Here is a 17,283-nt window from a genome sequence, read left to right as displayed (position 1 = left end):
GCAGAATCATTTGTTTTAAATAAACTTTTTATTACATTTTCGAAGCCAATTTTATGAGTAAATTCTTTAAGCAATAACAATCCTGTATCAGAAGATAAGTCACCACCATCAAAATTTAATCGTATTTTACTATTGCTTTCTAAACAAATATCATATAAACTAAACATTGAGAACCCTCCCTTTGTTTGGTATTTGTTTAGCAACTATATTATAACAAATTTGGGCCCTCTTTTTCATGTTTTTATTTCACTTTTTAAGTGAAATGCAGTTTAGTAAAAAATTAAGTTAATATGGGCTATAGAACTCTTTTAAATAAATTCCATGAATAATTCAGGTTTAAGTATTCTTTTAATCTACTATTGCATCTTTCAACAGAGGTTCTTAAGTTATATAATTTAACCCATTTTTCTGAGCCTCTTAGCGGATAGCTAAATAACCTATGGTTTTTCTTATAATTTACTTTTAAACAATACCCATAGTTTGAACTGCTACACCAATTTAGCCCATATGGGCAATCAACTTTACCTGTGGCATGGGGACAACGAAGTTTTATATAATTTCCGTCTATTCCCCAAAATGAAAGAGGATATCCCATAGAACAAACAGGCCACAGATTATCATTAAATCCTTCAGGTGGAGCGTAACTACCTCTTTTATTGTATGCTATAATTGCTTGGCCATTAGTATTATTTATAATGTAGTTGTAATTTTCCTCAATATCATAACCTGAATCCATTATATAATATTTAGGGTTTAATATAGAACCCCAAAATTGTTTAAACTTTTTAAGTAAAGGAATAGCATACTTACCATCATTAAAACTTGCGGGAGTAATGTCTATATAAAGTGGTAATTCACTTTTACAATCTACTATTATATGTGCTTTCCAACCAAACCACTTTATATCATTACCATCAGTATCTTTTTTCTTGCCCCAATTAGGAGATACTCCATCATCAGAGATTTTGGATTTAGGTTTAGCTTTTTCGAAGGAATCTAATTTAGTAGCATCAATAGCAACATTTGTTCCATCAATAATGCCTAAATCTTTAGCCTTAAGTATAAGTCTTTTAAATTCATCTTCGAGTTCAGGCATAGATGATATTTTAGTTAAAAATCTACTAAATGTTGATGTAGAAGGTGCAGGCTTTAATATATCAAAACCACAATTATATTTAAGAGATAAGTCTGAATCTAATCTTTCTTTTAATCTTTTAAAATCATTGATTTTTTCTACTTGCATAGCAATTAATGCATTTAATATAGCAACAGAATTATGTCCTTTCGGACCTCTTTTATGAGAAGGTTTATTGAGCTTATTTATTAAGTTACTAAAATCAAGTTGGGATAAAATTAATTGAAGCCTATTTTCTTTTTGAAATTTTAGTATTTCTTCGAAGGAAAACATACATTCTTGTCGAATATACATAAGTAGGATTCACCCCTTTGTTGGTATTTTGATGTTACTTATATATATTCGACATTTGGGGTGAATTTCCTTTTTGTGTTACTAAAAATTAAGTATTTTCAAGACTTAAGAATTATGAAATTTGCTCAATTAAGTAAAAGTTTAGTATAATAAAGTTAAAAATGTTGAAAAAGAGGGTTATTATGACGAAAAGAGAAGTTTGGCTGGGGCATATAATAATTTCATTTATGGTTATTTTGGCATTTTTAATAAGTAAACTTTACTGGACGAATATTCACTTTATAAATACTATAAATTTAATTGAAACAATAATTTATTTTGTTGCAGCTTTATTTTGCTATAGAGCGTATAAAAAAATAAAAATCTCCTACTTTTTAAACATAATGCTTTTTTTAATCTTTTCACTTATAGGGGATTTGATAGATGTTTATTATACTTCAAATATATATCATATTTTTTATTTTATAGCCTATGTAAATGTATTTTTAGCACTTGATAAACTATATAAGCATTTTATGCTCTTTAAGTTCAATAAATCAGTATTAGTAGATACATTAATATTTTGTTATGTTTTCATATATACTATATTGTTGTTTTTTTCAAATAATGTATTAAAGGAATTATCCTTTGATATTGTTTATGTCCTATTTGATGTTATACTTCTATTTTATATATTAATGAATGCGTTGAAGATGACATCAGAGCTAAAAATAAGAAGACACGTTATGTATATTATTGCATCACTTGTGTTTTATTTTGTTGCTGATTTAGTATATTTTGTAGTAGGTTCTAATACAAATAATGCATACACAGGCTTTGCAGACATCTTATATTGTTATACAGGATTAAGTATTATATTTGGTGTATATCACCTACTTAAAAGAGGGATGAAGGATACCATAACATCATATATAAAATCTTCTCTTAAAAGTAAAAGTTTAGAAGTTTATTTTGTATGGTTGTATAGTATATTGTTATTAATATTTGTTATATCCTTTATAAAGTTACATAATGATTTTAACTTAGATTTAGATGCTACAGGAGTATATGTGGTAATTTTTTCTTTAATGGTATTTAGGATGTTTTCCAATATAAAAACGATAACAGAAAATGTAAAATGGTTTGAATATGAGAATATATATGATAAACTTACACAGTTCTATAAAAGAGAAAAGCTACCTGAAATTCTAAACAAAATAAAAATGTTTAGAAATAGAGTATATCCTATATCCTTAATGCTTATTGATATCGATGAGATGCAGTTATATAACTCAAAATATGGAATAGAAGAAGGGGACAACAGAATAAGAACTCTATCCGCATTGATAGATAGATTTTTAGGCGAGGATTCTATCTGTGTAAGATATGGTGGAGATGAGTTTTTAGTCATATTCATAAGAAAAGAAGAGAAGCAAGTAAAGGATAGAATATCTAAACTAACCAGATATGTAGCAGAACAAAATAAAGTTCTAAAAGAAAAAATAGCCTTTACCTTCTACAACCTAACATTAAATGAACAAACGGATATAGAAAAGGCGTTGTATAATGTAGAAATAAAGCTATCTCAAAAAAGGATTGCTAAAAAACAGATGGTAAATGATCTAATTGAAGAAAAGAATAGAGAAAAGTTAGAAGAACAGCAGGTTGAGGTGTTAAAAAGTTTCCTTAAGATTGTTCAGCTAAAGGACAGTTACACCGAGGGCCACTCAAATAGGGTGGCAGAGTATGCAACACTTATAGCAAGGGAGATGAATCTTCCTGAAAATCAGGTAAAAACAATATATACAGCAGGTCTTCTACACGATATTGGTAAGGTTTTGGTGCCAACCGAAATATTAAATAAAAATGGGCCTTTAACCCAGGAAGAATGGAGTATAATGTCCAAACATCCTATATATGGTTATGAAATAGTATCCTCCCTAAACATACTACAGGATGTAGCTCCTTTAATTAGATACCACCACGAAAGATACGATGAGGCAAAGGAAGGTTTTTCGGGTTATCCTAAGGAGAAGTTTGGAGAGGAGATACCGCTTGGTGCCAGAATACTTGCGGTTGCAGACAGTTTTGATGCAATGATTACCGATAGGCCCTATAGAAAAGGAATGTCAATGGATAAGGCTGTTAGCATAATAAAGGCAGAGGCAGGCAAACAGTTTGATCCAAAGGTAGTTGAGGTGTTTATAAATATAATTGAAGTTGCAATGAGTTTTTAGAAAAAGGTATCTGTTGAAGTTTTTGAAAAAGTTGATAATTAATATATCATTTTTTGAAATTGTTGAGGAACATACTTGTTATCTGAAATTTGGAAAAGCCCCATGAAAGGATGTTTTGGATCTTTCATGAGCTTTAGCAAATCTTAGCTTTTCGACTTTGAAAATGTCCGTAACTCGGCACAGGACGTGCCGAGCCGAGCGGCCCTCAGGACGAGGGCATCGCGAGGGTAGGACTTTTCAAACAAAGAAAAGCTTAGATTTGATTAGCGAAATGAACGAATTCCAATAAATCCTTCATGGGGCTGATTCTTGTATTTCAATATCTAAAAATATAACAGCACATAAAAACATTTAGTTTCGTGTTTTTGAAACAGCATTTTAAGAGTTTTTTTACCATAAATCTGATATATAACAGGATTATCTATTTTAAATTTATTGTAACAACCATTGAAATACCAATTAATATGTGATATATTACTTTAGTCAAATTGTTTAAAAATTATGTCAAATTTGTTAAAATTGTAACAATCCAATTTTTATTTACATTTAATAACATTGAATTGGACTCTTTTATAGTTTATAATTAAATTGTTTGAAAATTATAAAAAGAAAGTCTATTATGGTTAATGATTATATTCATTAGCCAATAATATATAATCAAAAATGCCATAAAAATAACAAGCAAGGGGTGTGAATTTGATGAATCAACAAAATTGCTGCTGCTGTGGCGGAAATCATGTTGATGAAAGATTAGAAAAGGTAATGAAGGTTATCGAAGAACACAAGACAGTAAAGGGTGGCCTTATTCCAGTACTACACGAAATACAGGATACATACGGCTATCTTCCAGAGGACATTTTAAAGATAGTATCAAAGGAACTTGATATTCCAATGGCAGAAATATTTGGTGTTGCTTCCTTCTATTCATATTTCTCACTTGAACCAAAGGGAGAACATATAATAAGAGTATGTCTTGGAACAGCTTGCTACGTAAAGGGAGCACAAGGTCTAATTGATAGATTAAGCAAGGAACTAAACGTAGAAGTTGGTAAAACAACAGAGGATGGAAAGTTTACACTTGAAGCTACAAGATGTCTTGGAGCTTGTGGACTTGCACCTGTAATGGTTATAGGTGAAAAGGTATATGGAAGAATTACTCCAGATGATATTCCAAACATATTAAAAGAATATCAAGACAAATAAGGCGATATTATGAGGGAGCTTTCGCTTCATATAATGGACATAATTGAGAATTCAATTAGTGCGGATGCAACGCTTATTGAACTTTTTATTGAAGAGAATACTTTAAAAAATACCTTTACTATAAAAATAAAGGACAATGGTAAGGGTATAGATGAAGAAATGCTAAAAAACATAACCGACCCATTTGTAACATCAAGAACTACAAGAAGGGTAGGATTAGGTCTTTCATTATTTGAAAGCACTTGCTTAAGGTGTAATGGGAGTCTTAAGGTTTACTCAAAGGTAAATGTAGGTACAGAAGTTGTGGCTACAATGGAACACGAAAATATAGACAGGCCACCACTTGGGAAAATTGAGGAAACTGTAGTAACTGTTTTATTGAATCCAAGTATAGATTTAGTATATGAGCATATTTACAATGATAAAAAGTTTGTACTTGATTCAAGAGAGATAAAAAGGATACTTGGCAGTGATGAAATTAATACTCCAGAGGTACTTTTGTGGATAAAGGATTTTATTAAGGAAAATTTAAAAGAAATTAGTGGAGGTGCCTTCTAATGAAAACTATACAAGAATTAGAAGAAATCAGAAAAAGAACCCTTGATAAGGTTAACCAAAGAAAGGATAGAACAACAACAAGAATAGTTGTTGGTATGGCAACTTGTGGTATTGCTGCAGGTGCAAGACCTGTTCTACTTGCGATAATGGAAGAGGTTGAAAAGTTAGGACTTACAGATGTAGTAGTTGCTCAAACAGGATGCATAGGTCTATGCAAGATGGAGCCAATAGTTGAGGTTATAAAGCCAGGTGAAGAAAAGGTTACTTATGTAAAGATGGATGCGGAAAAGGCAAGAAGAATAGTAAGAGAGCACGTTAAGGACGGAAATGTTGTTGAAGAATATACAATGCACGTTATCCAAGGAAAGATATTAAACGACTATAAGGTAGAAAAAGAGTGATTGGAGGGAAAAGCATGGCTTTCTATCGTTCACAGGTTTTAGTTTGTGGTGGTACAGGCTGTACATCATCAGATTCAATGAAGATTTTAGAAAAGTTTAAAGAAGAAGTTAAAAAACACAATATAGAAAATGAAATAGAAATAGTAAGAACAGGATGTTTTGGTCTTTGTGAATTAGGTCCTGTAGTTATTGTTTATCCAGAAGGAGCATTCTATTCAAGAGTACAAATTGCAGATGTTGAGGAAATAGTAGCAGAACACCTTGTAAAAGGTAGACCAGTTACAAGACTTCTATATACAGAAACAATAGATGAGGGAAGAATAAAGTCCCTAAATGAAACAGGATTCTATAAAAAGCAAGAGAGAATAGCACTTAGAAACTGTGGTGTTATTGACCCAGAAAACATCGATGAATATATTGCCTTTGATGGATATAAGGCACTTGCAAAGGTATTAACTACAATGACTCCAGAACAAGTAATTGAAGAGGTTAAAAAGTCAGGTTTAAGAGGTAGAGGAGGCGGTGGCTTCCCAACAGGACTTAAGTGGGAGCTTACTGCAAAGTCAAAGGCAGACCAAAAGTATGTTGTATGTAATGCAGACGAAGGAGACCCAGGTGCCTTTATGGATAGATCTATACTTGAAGGAGACCCACATTCAGTTCTTGAGGCTATGACAATTGCAGGTTATGCAATTGGTGCAAATCAGGGATACATCTATGTAAGAGCAGAGTATCCAATAGCTGTTCAAAGACTTAAGGTTGCTATAAAGCAAGCAAGAGAATATGGATTACTTGGAAAGAACATATTTGGAACAGACTTTAGCTTTGATATAGAAATAAGACTTGGTGCTGGTGCCTTTGTATGTGGAGAAGAAACTGCACTTATGAACTCAATAGAAGGTAGACGTGGTATGCCAAATCCAAAGCCACCATTCCCAGCACAATCAGGACTTTGGGAAAAGCCAACACTAATTAACAACGTTGAAACTTATGCAAACATACCTCAAATTATAGTAAGAGGTGGAGAATGGTTTGCATCAAAGGGAACAGAAAAGAGCAAAGGAACAAAGGTTTTTGCACTTGGAGGAAAGATTACAAATACTGGACTTGTTGAAGTTCCAATGGGTATAACTTTAAGAGAAGTTATATATGAAATTGGTGGAGGAATTCCTAATGGAAAGAAGTTCAAGGCTGTTCAAACAGGAGGTCCATCAGGTGGATGTTTAACAGCAGAACACTTAGATACTCCAATTGAGTACGATACATTAACTGCACTTGGCTCAATGATGGGTTCAGGTGGTATGATTGTAATGGATGAAGACACTTGTATGGTTGACGTTGCAAGATTCTATCTTGACTTTACAAGGGATGAGTCCTGTGGTAAGTGTACTCCTTGTAGAATAGGTACTAAGAGAATGCTTGAAATATTAGATAGAATAGTTGAAGGAAAGGGTACCTTAGAAGACCTTGATAAGCTTGAAGAGTTAGGAAAACAAATAAAGGCTGCTTCACTATGTGGTCTTGGACAAACAGCACCAAACCCAGTGCTATCAACACTTAAGCACTTTAGAGATGAATATATTGCACACGTTGTGGACAAGAAGTGTCCAGCAGGTGTATGTCAAGCACTTCTTCAATATACAATTATTGAAGAAAAGTGTAAGGGATGTAGCCTATGTGCAAGACAATGCCCAGTTAATGCAATTTCAGGACAAGTAAAGAGCCCATTTAAGATTGACCAAGATAAGTGTATTAAGTGTGGTGCTTGCTTAGATAAGTGTCCATTCAAGGCAATAGTTAAGAAATAGGAGGTACAAGGAACGATGGAAATGGTAAAGTTAACTATAGATGGAATCGAAGTAGAAGTACCAAGAGGAACAACAGTAATTGAAGCGGCAAGAAAAGTAGGTATAAACATTCCAAGTCTTTGCTACTTAAAGGGTGTTAGCCATACATCAAGTTGTAGAGTTTGCGTAGTTGAAGTTGGACCAAGACTTATAGCATCATGTACACTGCCTTGTGAAAATGGAATGGAAGTTAAGACAAACACTCAAAAGGTAAGAGAAGCAAGAAAGACAGTTGTTGAGCTTCTACTTTCAAATCATAAGAGAGAATGTACTTCTTGTAATAGAAGTGAAAACTGTGAACTTCAAACTCTTTCAAAGGAACTTAACATAAGAGATATAAGATTCGAAGGGGAAAGATTAAACTATGAAATAGATAACTCATCACCATCACTTGTAAGAGACCAAGAAAAGTGCGTTCTTTGTGGAAGATGTATAAACACTTGTAAAAACGTGCAAACTGTAGGTGCAATAGATTTTTCAAGAAGAGGATTTAATACAAGAGTATCAACTGCACTTGATAGAGATATAGCTGAAACAGTATGTGTAAACTGTGGACAATGTATAATGGCTTGTCCAGTTGGTGCACTAACTGAAAAGGAAAACATTAAGGACGTATGGAAGGCACTTGCTGATCCTGATAAGTTTGTTGTAGTTCAAACTGCACCAGCTGTTAGAGTTGCACTTGGTGAAGAGTTTGGAATGCCAATTGGTACAAGAGTTACAGGAAAGATGGCAGCAGCATTAAGAAGACTTGGATTTGATAAGGTATTTGATACAGACTTTGCGGCAGACCTTACAATAATGGAAGAAGGAACAGAACTTCTTTCAAGACTTGAAAAGGGAGAAAACCTTCCACTTATGACAAGCTGCTGTCCTGGATGGGTTAAGTTTGTAGAACACTTCTATCCAGAACTTATAGATAACCTTTCAACTTGTAAGTCACCACACGAAATGGAGGGTGCACTAATAAAGCACTACCTTGCTGAAAAGCTTGGTGTTGACAAGAAGAATGTAGTGGTTGTTTCAATAATGCCTTGTGTTGCTAAGAAGTTCGAAGGACAAAGAGAAGAACTTTCAAATGAAAATCTACAAGACGTAGACTATGTACTAACTACAAGAGAACTTGCTCAAATGATAAAGGAAGCAGGAATAGACTTTACAAAGCTTCCAGATGAAGAATTTGATAATCCGCTTGGAGAATCAACAGGTGCAGCTGTTATATTCGGTGCTACAGGTGGAGTTATGGAAGCAGCCCTCAGAACAGTATATGATCTACTTTCAGGACAAGATTTAGAATCAATAGACTATGTACAAGTAAGAGGAACTACAGGAATTAAAGAAGCTGAACTTACTCTACCAAACGGAAAGACTATAAGAGCTGCTGTTGCCCACGGACTTGCTAATGCAAGAGAGCTTATGGAACTTGTAAAGAGTGGAGAAAAGCACTATGACTTTATAGAAGTTATGGCTTGTCCAGGTGGATGTGTAACAGGAGGAGGACAACCAATAGTAGACTCAAGAACTCAAGCTTGTATAGATGTTAAGGCAGAAAGAGCAAAGGCTATCTATGATGAAGATAAGGATATGCCAATAAGAAAGTCACATAAGAACCCATACATCATAAGACTATATGAAGAGTTCTTAGAAAAGCCAAACAGCCATAAGGCACACGAACTACTTCATACTCACTATGTAAAGAGAGACAGATTCTAATTGCTATATTGTGTAAATTACATTAGTGTGATAAAATAATAATAAGGTATCCGCTAAAGTGGTTCTACTGCTTTGGGGGATGAAGATATAGAACCTGATTGCAAGGAGTATTCTGAGCAGGAGGGGAAGGATATAAATAGACTAACTATGGCCATTTTATGCCTTCCAGCTTTTGCTGGAGGGCATTTTTACTTTAGAAGGAGGATTTTTAAAAATGGAAAAAAGGCTTGGAGTTGTTGCAATTGTAGTTGAGGATTTAGAAAGGGCAGAGGATGTTAATTCAATCCTACACGAATTTAGTAGTTTAGTAGTGGGAAGAATGGGAATACCCTATAGAGATAGAGGCGTATCTGTCATTTCACTAATTGTGGATGGAACGACAGATGAGATTAGTGCAATGACAGGTAAGCTTGGAAAAGTAAAGGGTGTAAGTGTAAAATCAGCATTAACAAAGAAATAGGTGATAGGATGAAGGAATTAATATACAAGATAGTTGAAGGATATGAACCTACTTTAGATGAAATGGAGAAGATACTTTCTCTAAATGAAGAGGATGCAGAGGTTTTATTTAAGGCTGCAGATGAGGTAAAAAAGAGGTATTTTGGAAATGAAGTACACATAAGAGGAATAATAGAATTTTCAAGCTACTGTAGAGCAGACTGCTACTACTGTGGCTTACGTTGTAGTAACAGAAGCCTTCCAAGATACAGAATGGATAAGGATGAGATAATAGAATGTGCAAAGGAAGCAGTGGATGCGGGATACAGAAGCTTAGTGCTTCAGTCTGGAGAGGATTTATATTATACAAAGGAAATAATAGGTGAAATAGTAGAGAGGATAAAGGAGTATTCAGATGTTGCAATCACTTTAAGCATAGGTGAGAGAAGCTTTGAAGAATATGAATACCTAAAGGAAAAAGGGGCAGACAGATTTTTAATGAAGCACGAAACAGCAGATGAATCATTATACAATAGCCTTCACCCACATTCAAGTTTTAAAAACAGAATAGGATGTTTAAAAAATTTAAAGACGTTAGGCTACCAAGTTGGAAGTGGATTTATGATAGGTCTTCCAGGGCAAACCTTAAGAACAGTTGCAAAGGATATTATGTTACTTAAGGAACTTGATGTAGATATGGCAGGAATAGGGCCATTTATACCCCATAAAGACACCCCACTTGGAAAATATGATGCTGGTAGTGCATTTTTAACAGTAAAGGCTGTAGCACTGACAAGAATACTTTTAAAGAGGCCGCACCTTCCTGCAACAACTGCACTTGGAGTATTAAATACAAAATACAAAGATAAAGTCTTCTTCGCAGGTGCCAACGTAATAATGCAAAAGGTTGAGCCACATAAGTATAGAAGGTTATATGAAATTTATCCAAAGGATATAAAGTTTGAAAAAAGTATAAGGGAAGAAAGAAAGAAATTAGAAAACTATCTGTTGAGTTTAGGACTTGAGATTTCAGATAGTAGAGGCGATGCCCTCAAAATTTAGGAGGTTTTAGTATGGAAACTATAAAGCAAACATTTATAAATGATAATGAGATTTTTAAGATATTGGATGAAGCAAAAAAGAAGGCTGAGGATAGGGATTATGTTTTAAGTATATTAGAAAAGGCAAAGGAGGCAAAGGGACTTACTCCATATGAGGTGGCTGTTTTATTAAACATTGAGGATAAAGTACTTTTAGACAAGATGTTTAAAATGGCAAAGGAGATAAAGGAAAGGATATACGGCAGAAGAATAGTTTTATTTGCACCACTTTATGTAAGCAACTACTGTGTTAATGAATGTGAATACTGCGGATATAAGCATTCAAATTGTTCATTTAAAAGAAAAAAGTTAACTATGAGTGAACTTATTGAGGAAGTTAAGGTTTTAGAGTCACTTGGACATAAAAGACTTGCCCTTGAGGCAGGAGAAGATCCTCAAAATTGTCCGATTGAATATATTTTAGACTGTATAAGAACAATATATTCAATTAAGTTTGATAATGGAAGTATAAGAAGAATTAATGTAAATATTGCTGCAACAAGCGTTGAAAACTATAGAAAATTAAAGGAAGCAGAAATTGGGACATATATACTTTTCCAAGAAACATACCATAGAGAAACCTATGAAAAGATGCATAAAAAGGGACCAAAACATAACTACGACTATCATACAACAGCAATGGATAGAGCTATGGAGGGCGGAATTGACGATGTAGGACTTGGAGTATTATATGGACTTTATGACTATAAATATGAAACTGTTGCTATGCTGCTACACGCACAGCACCTTGAGGAAAAGTTTGGAGTAGGGCCTCATACAGTTTCTGTTCCAAGGCTTAAAAAGGCAGAGGGTGTTGACTTAGATAAGTTCCCCTATTTAGTATCAGATGAAGATTTTAAGAAGATTGTAGCAATATTAAGACTTTCTCTACCTTATACAGGAATGATTCTATCCACAAGAGAAGAGCCAAAGTTTAGGGATGAAGTAATAGCACTTGGTATATCTCAAATAAGTGCAGGTTCCTGTACAGGTGTTGGTGGATATGTTGAGTATTATAAGGGAGAACACCACGATGATGAAAAACCTCAATTTGAGGTAGGAGACCATCGTTCACCTCTTGAGATAATAAAGAGCCTATTAAGGGGTGGATATATACCAAGCTATTGTACAGCCTGCTATAGAGAAGGAAGAACTGGAGATAGATTTATGAGGCTTGCCAAAACAGGGCAGATAAACAACGTATGTCAGCCAAATGCCCTAATTACACTAAAGGAGTTTTTACTTGATTATGGTGATGAAGAGGCAAGAAAATTAGGAGAGGAAGTAATAAAGAGAGAACTTGAAACAATTCCTAATGAGAGGGCAAGGGAAGCAACAATAAAGATGCTTGAAAGAATAGAAAAGGGAGAAAGAGATTTAAGATTTTAGGAGGAATACTATGTTAGATACACCAAAGGCAAATAGGCTTCACATTGCAATATTTGGGAGAAGAAATGCTGGAAAATCGAGTCTTATAAATGCAATAACTGGTCAAGAAATAGCTCTCGTGTCAGATTATGCAGGAACAACAACAGATCCTGTATATAAGGCTATGGAACTATTGCCAATTGGTCCTGTTGTTATTATAGACACAGCCGGTATTGATGATGAAGGAGAAGTTGGAGAATTAAGAGTTAAAAAGACAAAGGAAGTTTTGGATAAAACAGACCTTGCACTACTTGTATTTAGTGCAGAAAACACTGATCTATCAATGGAGAAGGAATGGTATTCTCTTTTAAAGGAGAGAAAGATACCTACAATCGGAGTTGTAAATAAGATAGACGTTAAGGATTTAGACGTAGAGGAGCTTAAAAAGGATTTTGATTTACCCTTTGTTAAGGTTAGTGCAAAGGCTAAGATAAACATTGGAAAACTAAAAGAGGCAATACAACAGTATGCACCAGAGGATTATGAGAGAAAGACAATTTTAGGTGATGTAGTAAAGCCTAAGGATTTAGTTGTTTTAGTTGCACCACAGGATATTCAAGCTCCTAAAGGAAGGCTAATACTTCCACAGGTGCAGGTAATAAGGGATATATTAGACAATGATGCACTGGCACTAACTGTAAAGGACAGTGAACTAATTGATATTTTAAGTGTACTAAATAGAAAACCAGACTTAGTTATAACTGACTCACAGGTTTTTGAAAAGGTAAATAGAATGTTAGATAAGGATGTACCCCTAACCTCCTTCTCCATTTTAATGGCAAGATATAAGGGAGAATTAAAAATACTAATAGAAGGTGCAAAGGCTATTGATACATTAAAGGATGGAGATAAGGTGCTGATTGCGGAGGCGTGTACACACCATCCACTTGAGGGCGATATTGGACGTGAAAAGCTTCCAAATTGGTTAAGACAAAGAACAGGTGCAGACCTTGATATAACAGTAAATGCAGGAGTTGATTTCCCAGAAGATTTAACTCAATATAAACTTATAATCCACTGTGGTGCGTGTATGTTTAATAGAAAGCAGATGATGACGAGGATAATAAGGGCAAGGGAGCAGAATGTGCCAATTACTAACTATGGTGTAGCAATCGCATATATGAATGGAATACTTGATAGAGTAACAGGGATGCTAATTTAGCATCCCTTATTTGTTAAAATTTATTATAAATTGTAAAAAATATATTGTATGAATTTAAACGTTATGTTACAATGTTGTAAGTTACGAAAAATGTAATATTATGATATATTTTATCAAAATATATCATAAATTGATATTTTAAATATTCAAGATAGAGGTTTGGTTATTGGTTAAAGAGTTAATCTTAAACTGAATGTTAAAATATTAACTAATAAAGCCAACTAAAACTTTGAGATGAAAAGGTCAAATGAGAGGAGGAAAATTATGCAGTCAGTTAGGAAAAAAAGCATTAGTTCAAACATTATCTCCACATATTTTTTGTTATCCTTTGTACTTGTATTTTTAATAATGTGTATAGTTTACCTTCAGTTTAAAAATGTTATTCAAAATAATGTGCTGGAGTCAAACTCTGATTTTATAGTTGAACTTTTAGATAGGCAGTATGCAGGCGATTGGAGGGTTGAAGGGGAGAAGCTTTATAAGGGAGACAAGATTATTAACGAAGATTATCAAATGCTTGATTCTATAAAGAATATCACAAAGGCAGATGTAACAATTTTTTTAAATGATACCAGAATAAATACAACAGTTGTAAAGGATGGTCAGAGGCAGGTTGGAACAAAGGCTGCACAAAATGTAGTAGACAAGGTATTAAAAGAGGGAACTAACTATAATGGAACTGCAGATGTAGTAGGTAAAAAATATGTTACTATATATAAACCAATAAAGGATAGTACAGGAAAAGCTATTGGTATGATTTTTATAGGTTATCCAGAAAGTTATGTTTTTGGAATAATCAAGACTCCTGTGATTTTAATAATTGCTATATCTTTATTAGTTCTTTCACTTGGGGCTACTGCTTTTTATTTAATTATAAGAAGAAATGTAATAAAACCAATAGAAAAACTAAATAAAAATCTAAATACTATTTCAGATTTAGATTTCAAAGTTACAGTAGATAAAAAGTTATTATATAGACGTGATGAAGTAGGAGATATGTTTAATAGCCTTGATAAGATGATGAATACTCTAAAGGAAATGGTTAAAAAGCTTTCAGATAGTTCATCAAATCTATTTGAGGAGGCAAATAGTTTAACTGCAGTTTCGCAGGAGATGGCTGCATCATCTGAACAGGTTGCATCAAGTGTTGAGCAAGTGGCAAGTGGTGCACAGGAGCAATCAACAAGCATAGATGAAATAATGCTTGCCTTTGAAAAATTATCTAATGCAATGGATGAGGCTTATGTTAAATTAAACAGTGTAAAAAAAGAAGTACAAAGTACAGAACAGAAGGCATCAATTGGAAAGAATGAAATGGATAAGTTAATTTTATCAATTGAAGATATAAGAGCTGCCTTTAATACTGTTGCAGAAAAGCTAAATACTTTAAATGCTTCTGTTTATAATATAAGCAGCATTGCAGATGTTATAAAGGGAATATCAGAACAAACAAATCTATTGGCACTTAATGCAGCAATTGAGGCATCCCGTGCAGGTGAAGCAGGACGTGGTTTTGCAGTTGTAGCAGATGAGGTTAGAAAGCTTGCAGAGGAATCAAAAAAGTCAACGGATGAAATAGTTAACATAATTAATATGATTCAAGCAGAGACAAAGGAAGTATTAGAAACATCAAATAATGTTGAAAGGTTTATAGATAACCAAAAAGAATCAGTTAAGGCAACAGTTTCCTCATTTACGGATATACTATCATCAGTTGAAAATATAACTCCTCTTATAAACGCAACAACAGAGTATGTAGATGAAATGATAGAATATAAAGATGAAACAGTAAGCAAGATAGAATCTGTTAACCAAATAGCAACTGAAAATCTATCAGTTGTTGAGGAGGTAAGTTCATCCTCAGAGGAGCTTTCAGCATCATCAGAAGAGGTTGCGTCAGCATCAGAAAAGTTATTGGCATTGGCAGATGGGCTTAAGGATGTTGTTAACAGTTTCAAGATATAAATTTAAAATTTAAAAAGAGAGGGTATGACCCTCTCAGGCTGTTGAAAAAGTTATATATTGATTAGCCCCATGAAGGATTTCTTGGGCATTCGTTCATTACGCTAATCAATTCTATGCTTTTCTTTGTTTGGAAAACTCCTACCCTCGCGATGCCATCGTCCTGATGGCCGCTCGGCTCGGCACCTCCTGTGCCGAATTACGGACTTATCCAAAGTCGAAAAGCTAAGAATTGTTAAAGCTCATGAAAGAGCCTATCGAAATCCTTTCATGGGGCTTTTTTATACTTTAGTTAACAAGTTGGTTTGTTAATAATCTTAGAGGGTATGACCCTCTCTTTATTATAAAAATTTTGAAAATTTATGATACGATATAGAAATTATTGTAATTTTATGTTATATTTTAATTTATATAGATTAAATTATTTAAAGGATTTGTAAATATATCTGTTGAGTATTATGGAGGCAAATATGGGGTTTAGGAAAAAGGTAAAAATAATGAAAACAGTAGACGTTTTAGATAGTGTTACAAACCTTTTAAATAGAACATCCCTTATATATAAAAGGTGTAAAGAAGAAAATATTATTGTATATGTTGATATAGATAATTTTAAGCTAATAAACGATACCTATGGTCATTTATTTGGAGATTTGTTGCTAAAAAGATTTGCGGAATATATGAAGTCTAAATTACAAGGTATTGGGAATATATACAGGTATTCAGGTGATGATTTTGTTATTATATTTGAAAAAGTAGGGGAAGAATATGCTCTGAATCTACTTGAGAATATTAAAGATGAAATAAAAAATAGTATATATGTCAATGATATAAAGGTTTCTGTATCAATAAGTGCAGGTTTATATAAGCCCTTTAGAAATGAATCTGTTTTAGAGGCTGTTAGAAAGGCAGACATTGCACTACATGAGGCAAAAAATATCTCAAAGTCCCTTATTATAAAGTTTACAAAGGATCTTGAGGAGAGAATAATTGAAAAAACAAAGGTTGTTAATAATGTATATAATGCAATGAAGCAAAATGAAATATGTGCCTATTATCAGCCTATTTACTCTACAAAGGAAAACAAAATAACAGACATAGAGTCATTGGTTAGGTGGAATAGTAGTATATTAGGCCCTGTATCACCAGCAAAGTTCATACCAATAATTGAAGAGGCTGGTTATATAAGAGATTTAGATGAATTTGTATTAAAAGGAGCAGTTAAGGATTTAAAATCAATTTTAGATAAGGGAATAAAGATACAACTTAATTTAAATGTTTCTGCTGAAACATTATCTCATCAATATATTGAACGATTATTAAATGTTTTAAAACAAAATTCTGTTTCACCAGAATATATTAAAATTGAAATTACAGAGACAGCACTTTTATCTAATAGATTAGAGATAATAGAAAGTGTAAGGTATGCAAAGCAAAAGGGAATAAAGATTTCCTTTGATGATTTTGGTTCAGGATATTCATCTATTAGAAACCTTATGATTTTCCCCTTTGATGAGATAAAACTTGACAAAATGTTTATAGATAAAATATCCTGAATTATTCACCAACCAAAAATTAAACTGAAAAATATTTATAAGAAATCTTAGTATAATTGTTATATGAATAAAATTTTCATAAATTACAGATATTTACATTAAAGAAGAATAGATTTCACCTATAGTATAAAATTTTACTTTTTGAACTTATCAAAGAACAATAATAAAAGAATTTCATTCTAACTTGTGAATATTTGCTACAATCTCATAAAAATCATTTTTATATGCGTAGCTACTGCAAAGCTTAAATATTATGTAGCGACTACTTCTTAC

The 17,283-nt window shown here is 33.1% G+C and carries 14 protein-coding genes; 12 read left to right on the top strand and 2 right to left on the bottom strand.

Features of this window, described 5'->3' with window-relative positions; genetic code table 11:
• Together BUB63_RS13440 and BUB63_RS10780 are read right to left on the bottom strand one after the other, a co-directional pair.
• Window positions 1–167, bottom strand: a 167-nt coding sequence (locus BUB63_RS13440) for a transposase (protein WP_200790142.1), incomplete at its 3' end; no start/stop codon positions are given.
• A gap of 128 nt (window positions 168–295) precedes the next feature.
• The gene (locus BUB63_RS10780; RefSeq protein WP_073249724.1) at window positions 296–1,429 is read right to left on the bottom strand and encodes a transposase; all 1,134 of its coding nucleotides are present in this window, start codon (window positions 1,427–1,429) and stop codon (window positions 296–298) included.
• 182 nt (window positions 1,430–1,611) lie between these two features.
• Between BUB63_RS10780 and BUB63_RS10775 the strand changes: the two genes are divergently transcribed.
• The 12 genes from BUB63_RS10775 to BUB63_RS10720 all read left to right on the top strand — a co-directional run bounded on the left by BUB63_RS10775 (window position 1,612) and on the right by BUB63_RS10720 (window position 17,010).
• A complete protein-coding gene (locus BUB63_RS10775) occupies window positions 1,612–3,645 on the top strand; it encodes an HD domain-containing phosphohydrolase (protein WP_073249723.1) in 2,034 nt (677 codons plus the stop codon).
• 699 nt (window positions 3,646–4,344) lie between these two features.
• On the top strand, window positions 4,345–4,848 hold the full coding sequence (gene nuoE / locus BUB63_RS10770) for an NADH-quinone oxidoreductase subunit NuoE (RefSeq protein ID WP_027307864.1): 504 nt from the start codon (window positions 4,345–4,347) through the stop codon (window positions 4,846–4,848).
• Between the two features lie 9 nt (window positions 4,849–4,857).
• A complete protein-coding gene (locus tag BUB63_RS10765) occupies window positions 4,858–5,406 on the top strand; it encodes an ATP-binding protein (protein ID WP_027307863.1) in 549 nt (182 codons plus the stop codon).
• Window positions 5,406–5,807, top strand: a complete 402-nt coding sequence (locus tag BUB63_RS10760; protein ID WP_027307862.1) for a (2Fe-2S) ferredoxin domain-containing protein — start codon at window positions 5,406–5,408, stop codon at window positions 5,805–5,807. Before BUB63_RS10765 ends, BUB63_RS10760 begins: the two co-directional genes overlap by 1 nt.
• A 14-nt stretch (window positions 5,808–5,821) precedes the next feature.
• Complete coding sequence (nuoF, locus tag BUB63_RS10755) at window positions 5,822–7,615, top strand: NADH-quinone oxidoreductase subunit NuoF (RefSeq protein ID WP_027307861.1); 1,794 nt, start codon at window positions 5,822–5,824, stop codon at window positions 7,613–7,615.
• Between the two features lie 15 nt (window positions 7,616–7,630).
• Window positions 7,631–9,367 carry an NADH-dependent [FeFe] hydrogenase, group A6 gene (locus BUB63_RS10750; protein ID WP_073249721.1) on the top strand — a complete coding sequence of 579 codons (1,737 nt, stop codon included), beginning with the start codon at window positions 7,631–7,633 and terminating at the stop codon, window positions 9,365–9,367.
• A 214-nt stretch (window positions 9,368–9,581) separates the two neighbouring features.
• Window positions 9,582–9,827, top strand: a complete 246-nt coding sequence (locus BUB63_RS10745; protein ID WP_073249719.1) for a TM1266 family iron-only hydrogenase system putative regulator — start codon at window positions 9,582–9,584, stop codon at window positions 9,825–9,827.
• A gap of 8 nt (window positions 9,828–9,835) precedes the next feature.
• The gene (hydE, locus tag BUB63_RS10740; RefSeq protein WP_073249717.1) at window positions 9,836–10,867 is read left to right on the top strand and encodes a [FeFe] hydrogenase H-cluster radical SAM maturase HydE; all 1,032 of its coding nucleotides are present in this window, start codon (window positions 9,836–9,838) and stop codon (window positions 10,865–10,867) included.
• 11 nt (window positions 10,868–10,878) lie between these two features.
• Window positions 10,879–12,294, top strand: coding sequence for a [FeFe] hydrogenase H-cluster radical SAM maturase HydG (gene hydG / locus BUB63_RS10735; RefSeq protein WP_073249715.1), 1,416 nt, complete (start codon window positions 10,879–10,881; stop codon window positions 12,292–12,294).
• A 10-nt stretch (window positions 12,295–12,304) separates the two neighbouring features.
• Entirely contained in the window at window positions 12,305–13,495 is a 1,191-nt protein-coding gene (hydF, locus tag BUB63_RS10730; protein WP_073249711.1) for a [FeFe] hydrogenase H-cluster maturation GTPase HydF, read from the top strand.
• 264 nt (window positions 13,496–13,759) lie between these two features.
• A complete protein-coding gene (locus BUB63_RS10725) occupies window positions 13,760–15,460 on the top strand; it encodes a methyl-accepting chemotaxis protein (protein ID WP_073249709.1) in 1,701 nt (566 codons plus the stop codon).
• Window positions 15,461–15,927: 467 nt separating this feature from the next.
• Window positions 15,928–17,010: an EAL domain-containing protein gene (locus BUB63_RS10720; RefSeq protein ID WP_073249707.1), complete on the top strand. Its 1,083-nt coding sequence runs from the start codon at window positions 15,928–15,930 to the stop codon at window positions 17,008–17,010.
• The last annotated feature ends 273 nt before the right edge of the window (window positions 17,011–17,283 follow it).

The organism is Caloramator proteoclasticus DSM 10124, assembly GCF_900129265.1.
GTDB lineage: Bacteria > Bacillota > Clostridia > Clostridiales > Caloramatoraceae > Thermobrachium > Thermobrachium proteoclasticum.
This window is presented reverse-complemented; position numbering and strand designations above follow the sequence as displayed.

Bases quoted from the DNA above. Each gene is read 5' to 3' on its own strand.
- hydE (WP_073249717.1), top strand. From the start codon at position 9,836: ATGAAGGAATTAATATACAAGATAGTTGAAGGATATGAACCTACTTTA.
- BUB63_RS10725 (WP_073249709.1), top strand. From the start codon at position 13,760: ATGCAGTCAGTTAGGAAAAAAAGCATTAGTTCAAACATTATCTCCACA.
- BUB63_RS10750 (WP_073249721.1), top strand. From the start codon at position 7,631: ATGGAAATGGTAAAGTTAACTATAGATGGAATCGAAGTAGAAGTACCA.
- BUB63_RS10775 (WP_073249723.1), top strand. From the start codon at position 1,612: ATGACGAAAAGAGAAGTTTGGCTGGGGCATATAATAATTTCATTTATG.
- BUB63_RS10745 (WP_073249719.1), top strand. From the start codon at position 9,582: ATGGAAAAAAGGCTTGGAGTTGTTGCAATTGTAGTTGAGGATTTAGAA.
- BUB63_RS10765 (WP_027307863.1), top strand. From the start codon at position 4,858: ATGAGGGAGCTTTCGCTTCATATAATGGACATAATTGAGAATTCAATT.
- BUB63_RS10720 (WP_073249707.1), top strand. From the start codon at position 15,928: ATGGGGTTTAGGAAAAAGGTAAAAATAATGAAAACAGTAGACGTTTTA.
- BUB63_RS10760 (WP_027307862.1), top strand. From the start codon at position 5,406: ATGAAAACTATACAAGAATTAGAAGAAATCAGAAAAAGAACCCTTGAT.
- hydF (WP_073249711.1), top strand. From the start codon at position 12,305: ATGTTAGATACACCAAAGGCAAATAGGCTTCACATTGCAATATTTGGG.
- nuoE (WP_027307864.1), top strand. From the start codon at position 4,345: ATGAATCAACAAAATTGCTGCTGCTGTGGCGGAAATCATGTTGATGAA.
- hydG (WP_073249715.1), top strand. From the start codon at position 10,879: ATGGAAACTATAAAGCAAACATTTATAAATGATAATGAGATTTTTAAG.
- nuoF (WP_027307861.1), top strand. From the start codon at position 5,822: ATGGCTTTCTATCGTTCACAGGTTTTAGTTTGTGGTGGTACAGGCTGT.
- BUB63_RS10780 (WP_073249724.1), bottom strand. From the start codon at position 1,429: ATGTATATTCGACAAGAATGTATGTTTTCCTTCGAAGAAATACTAAAA.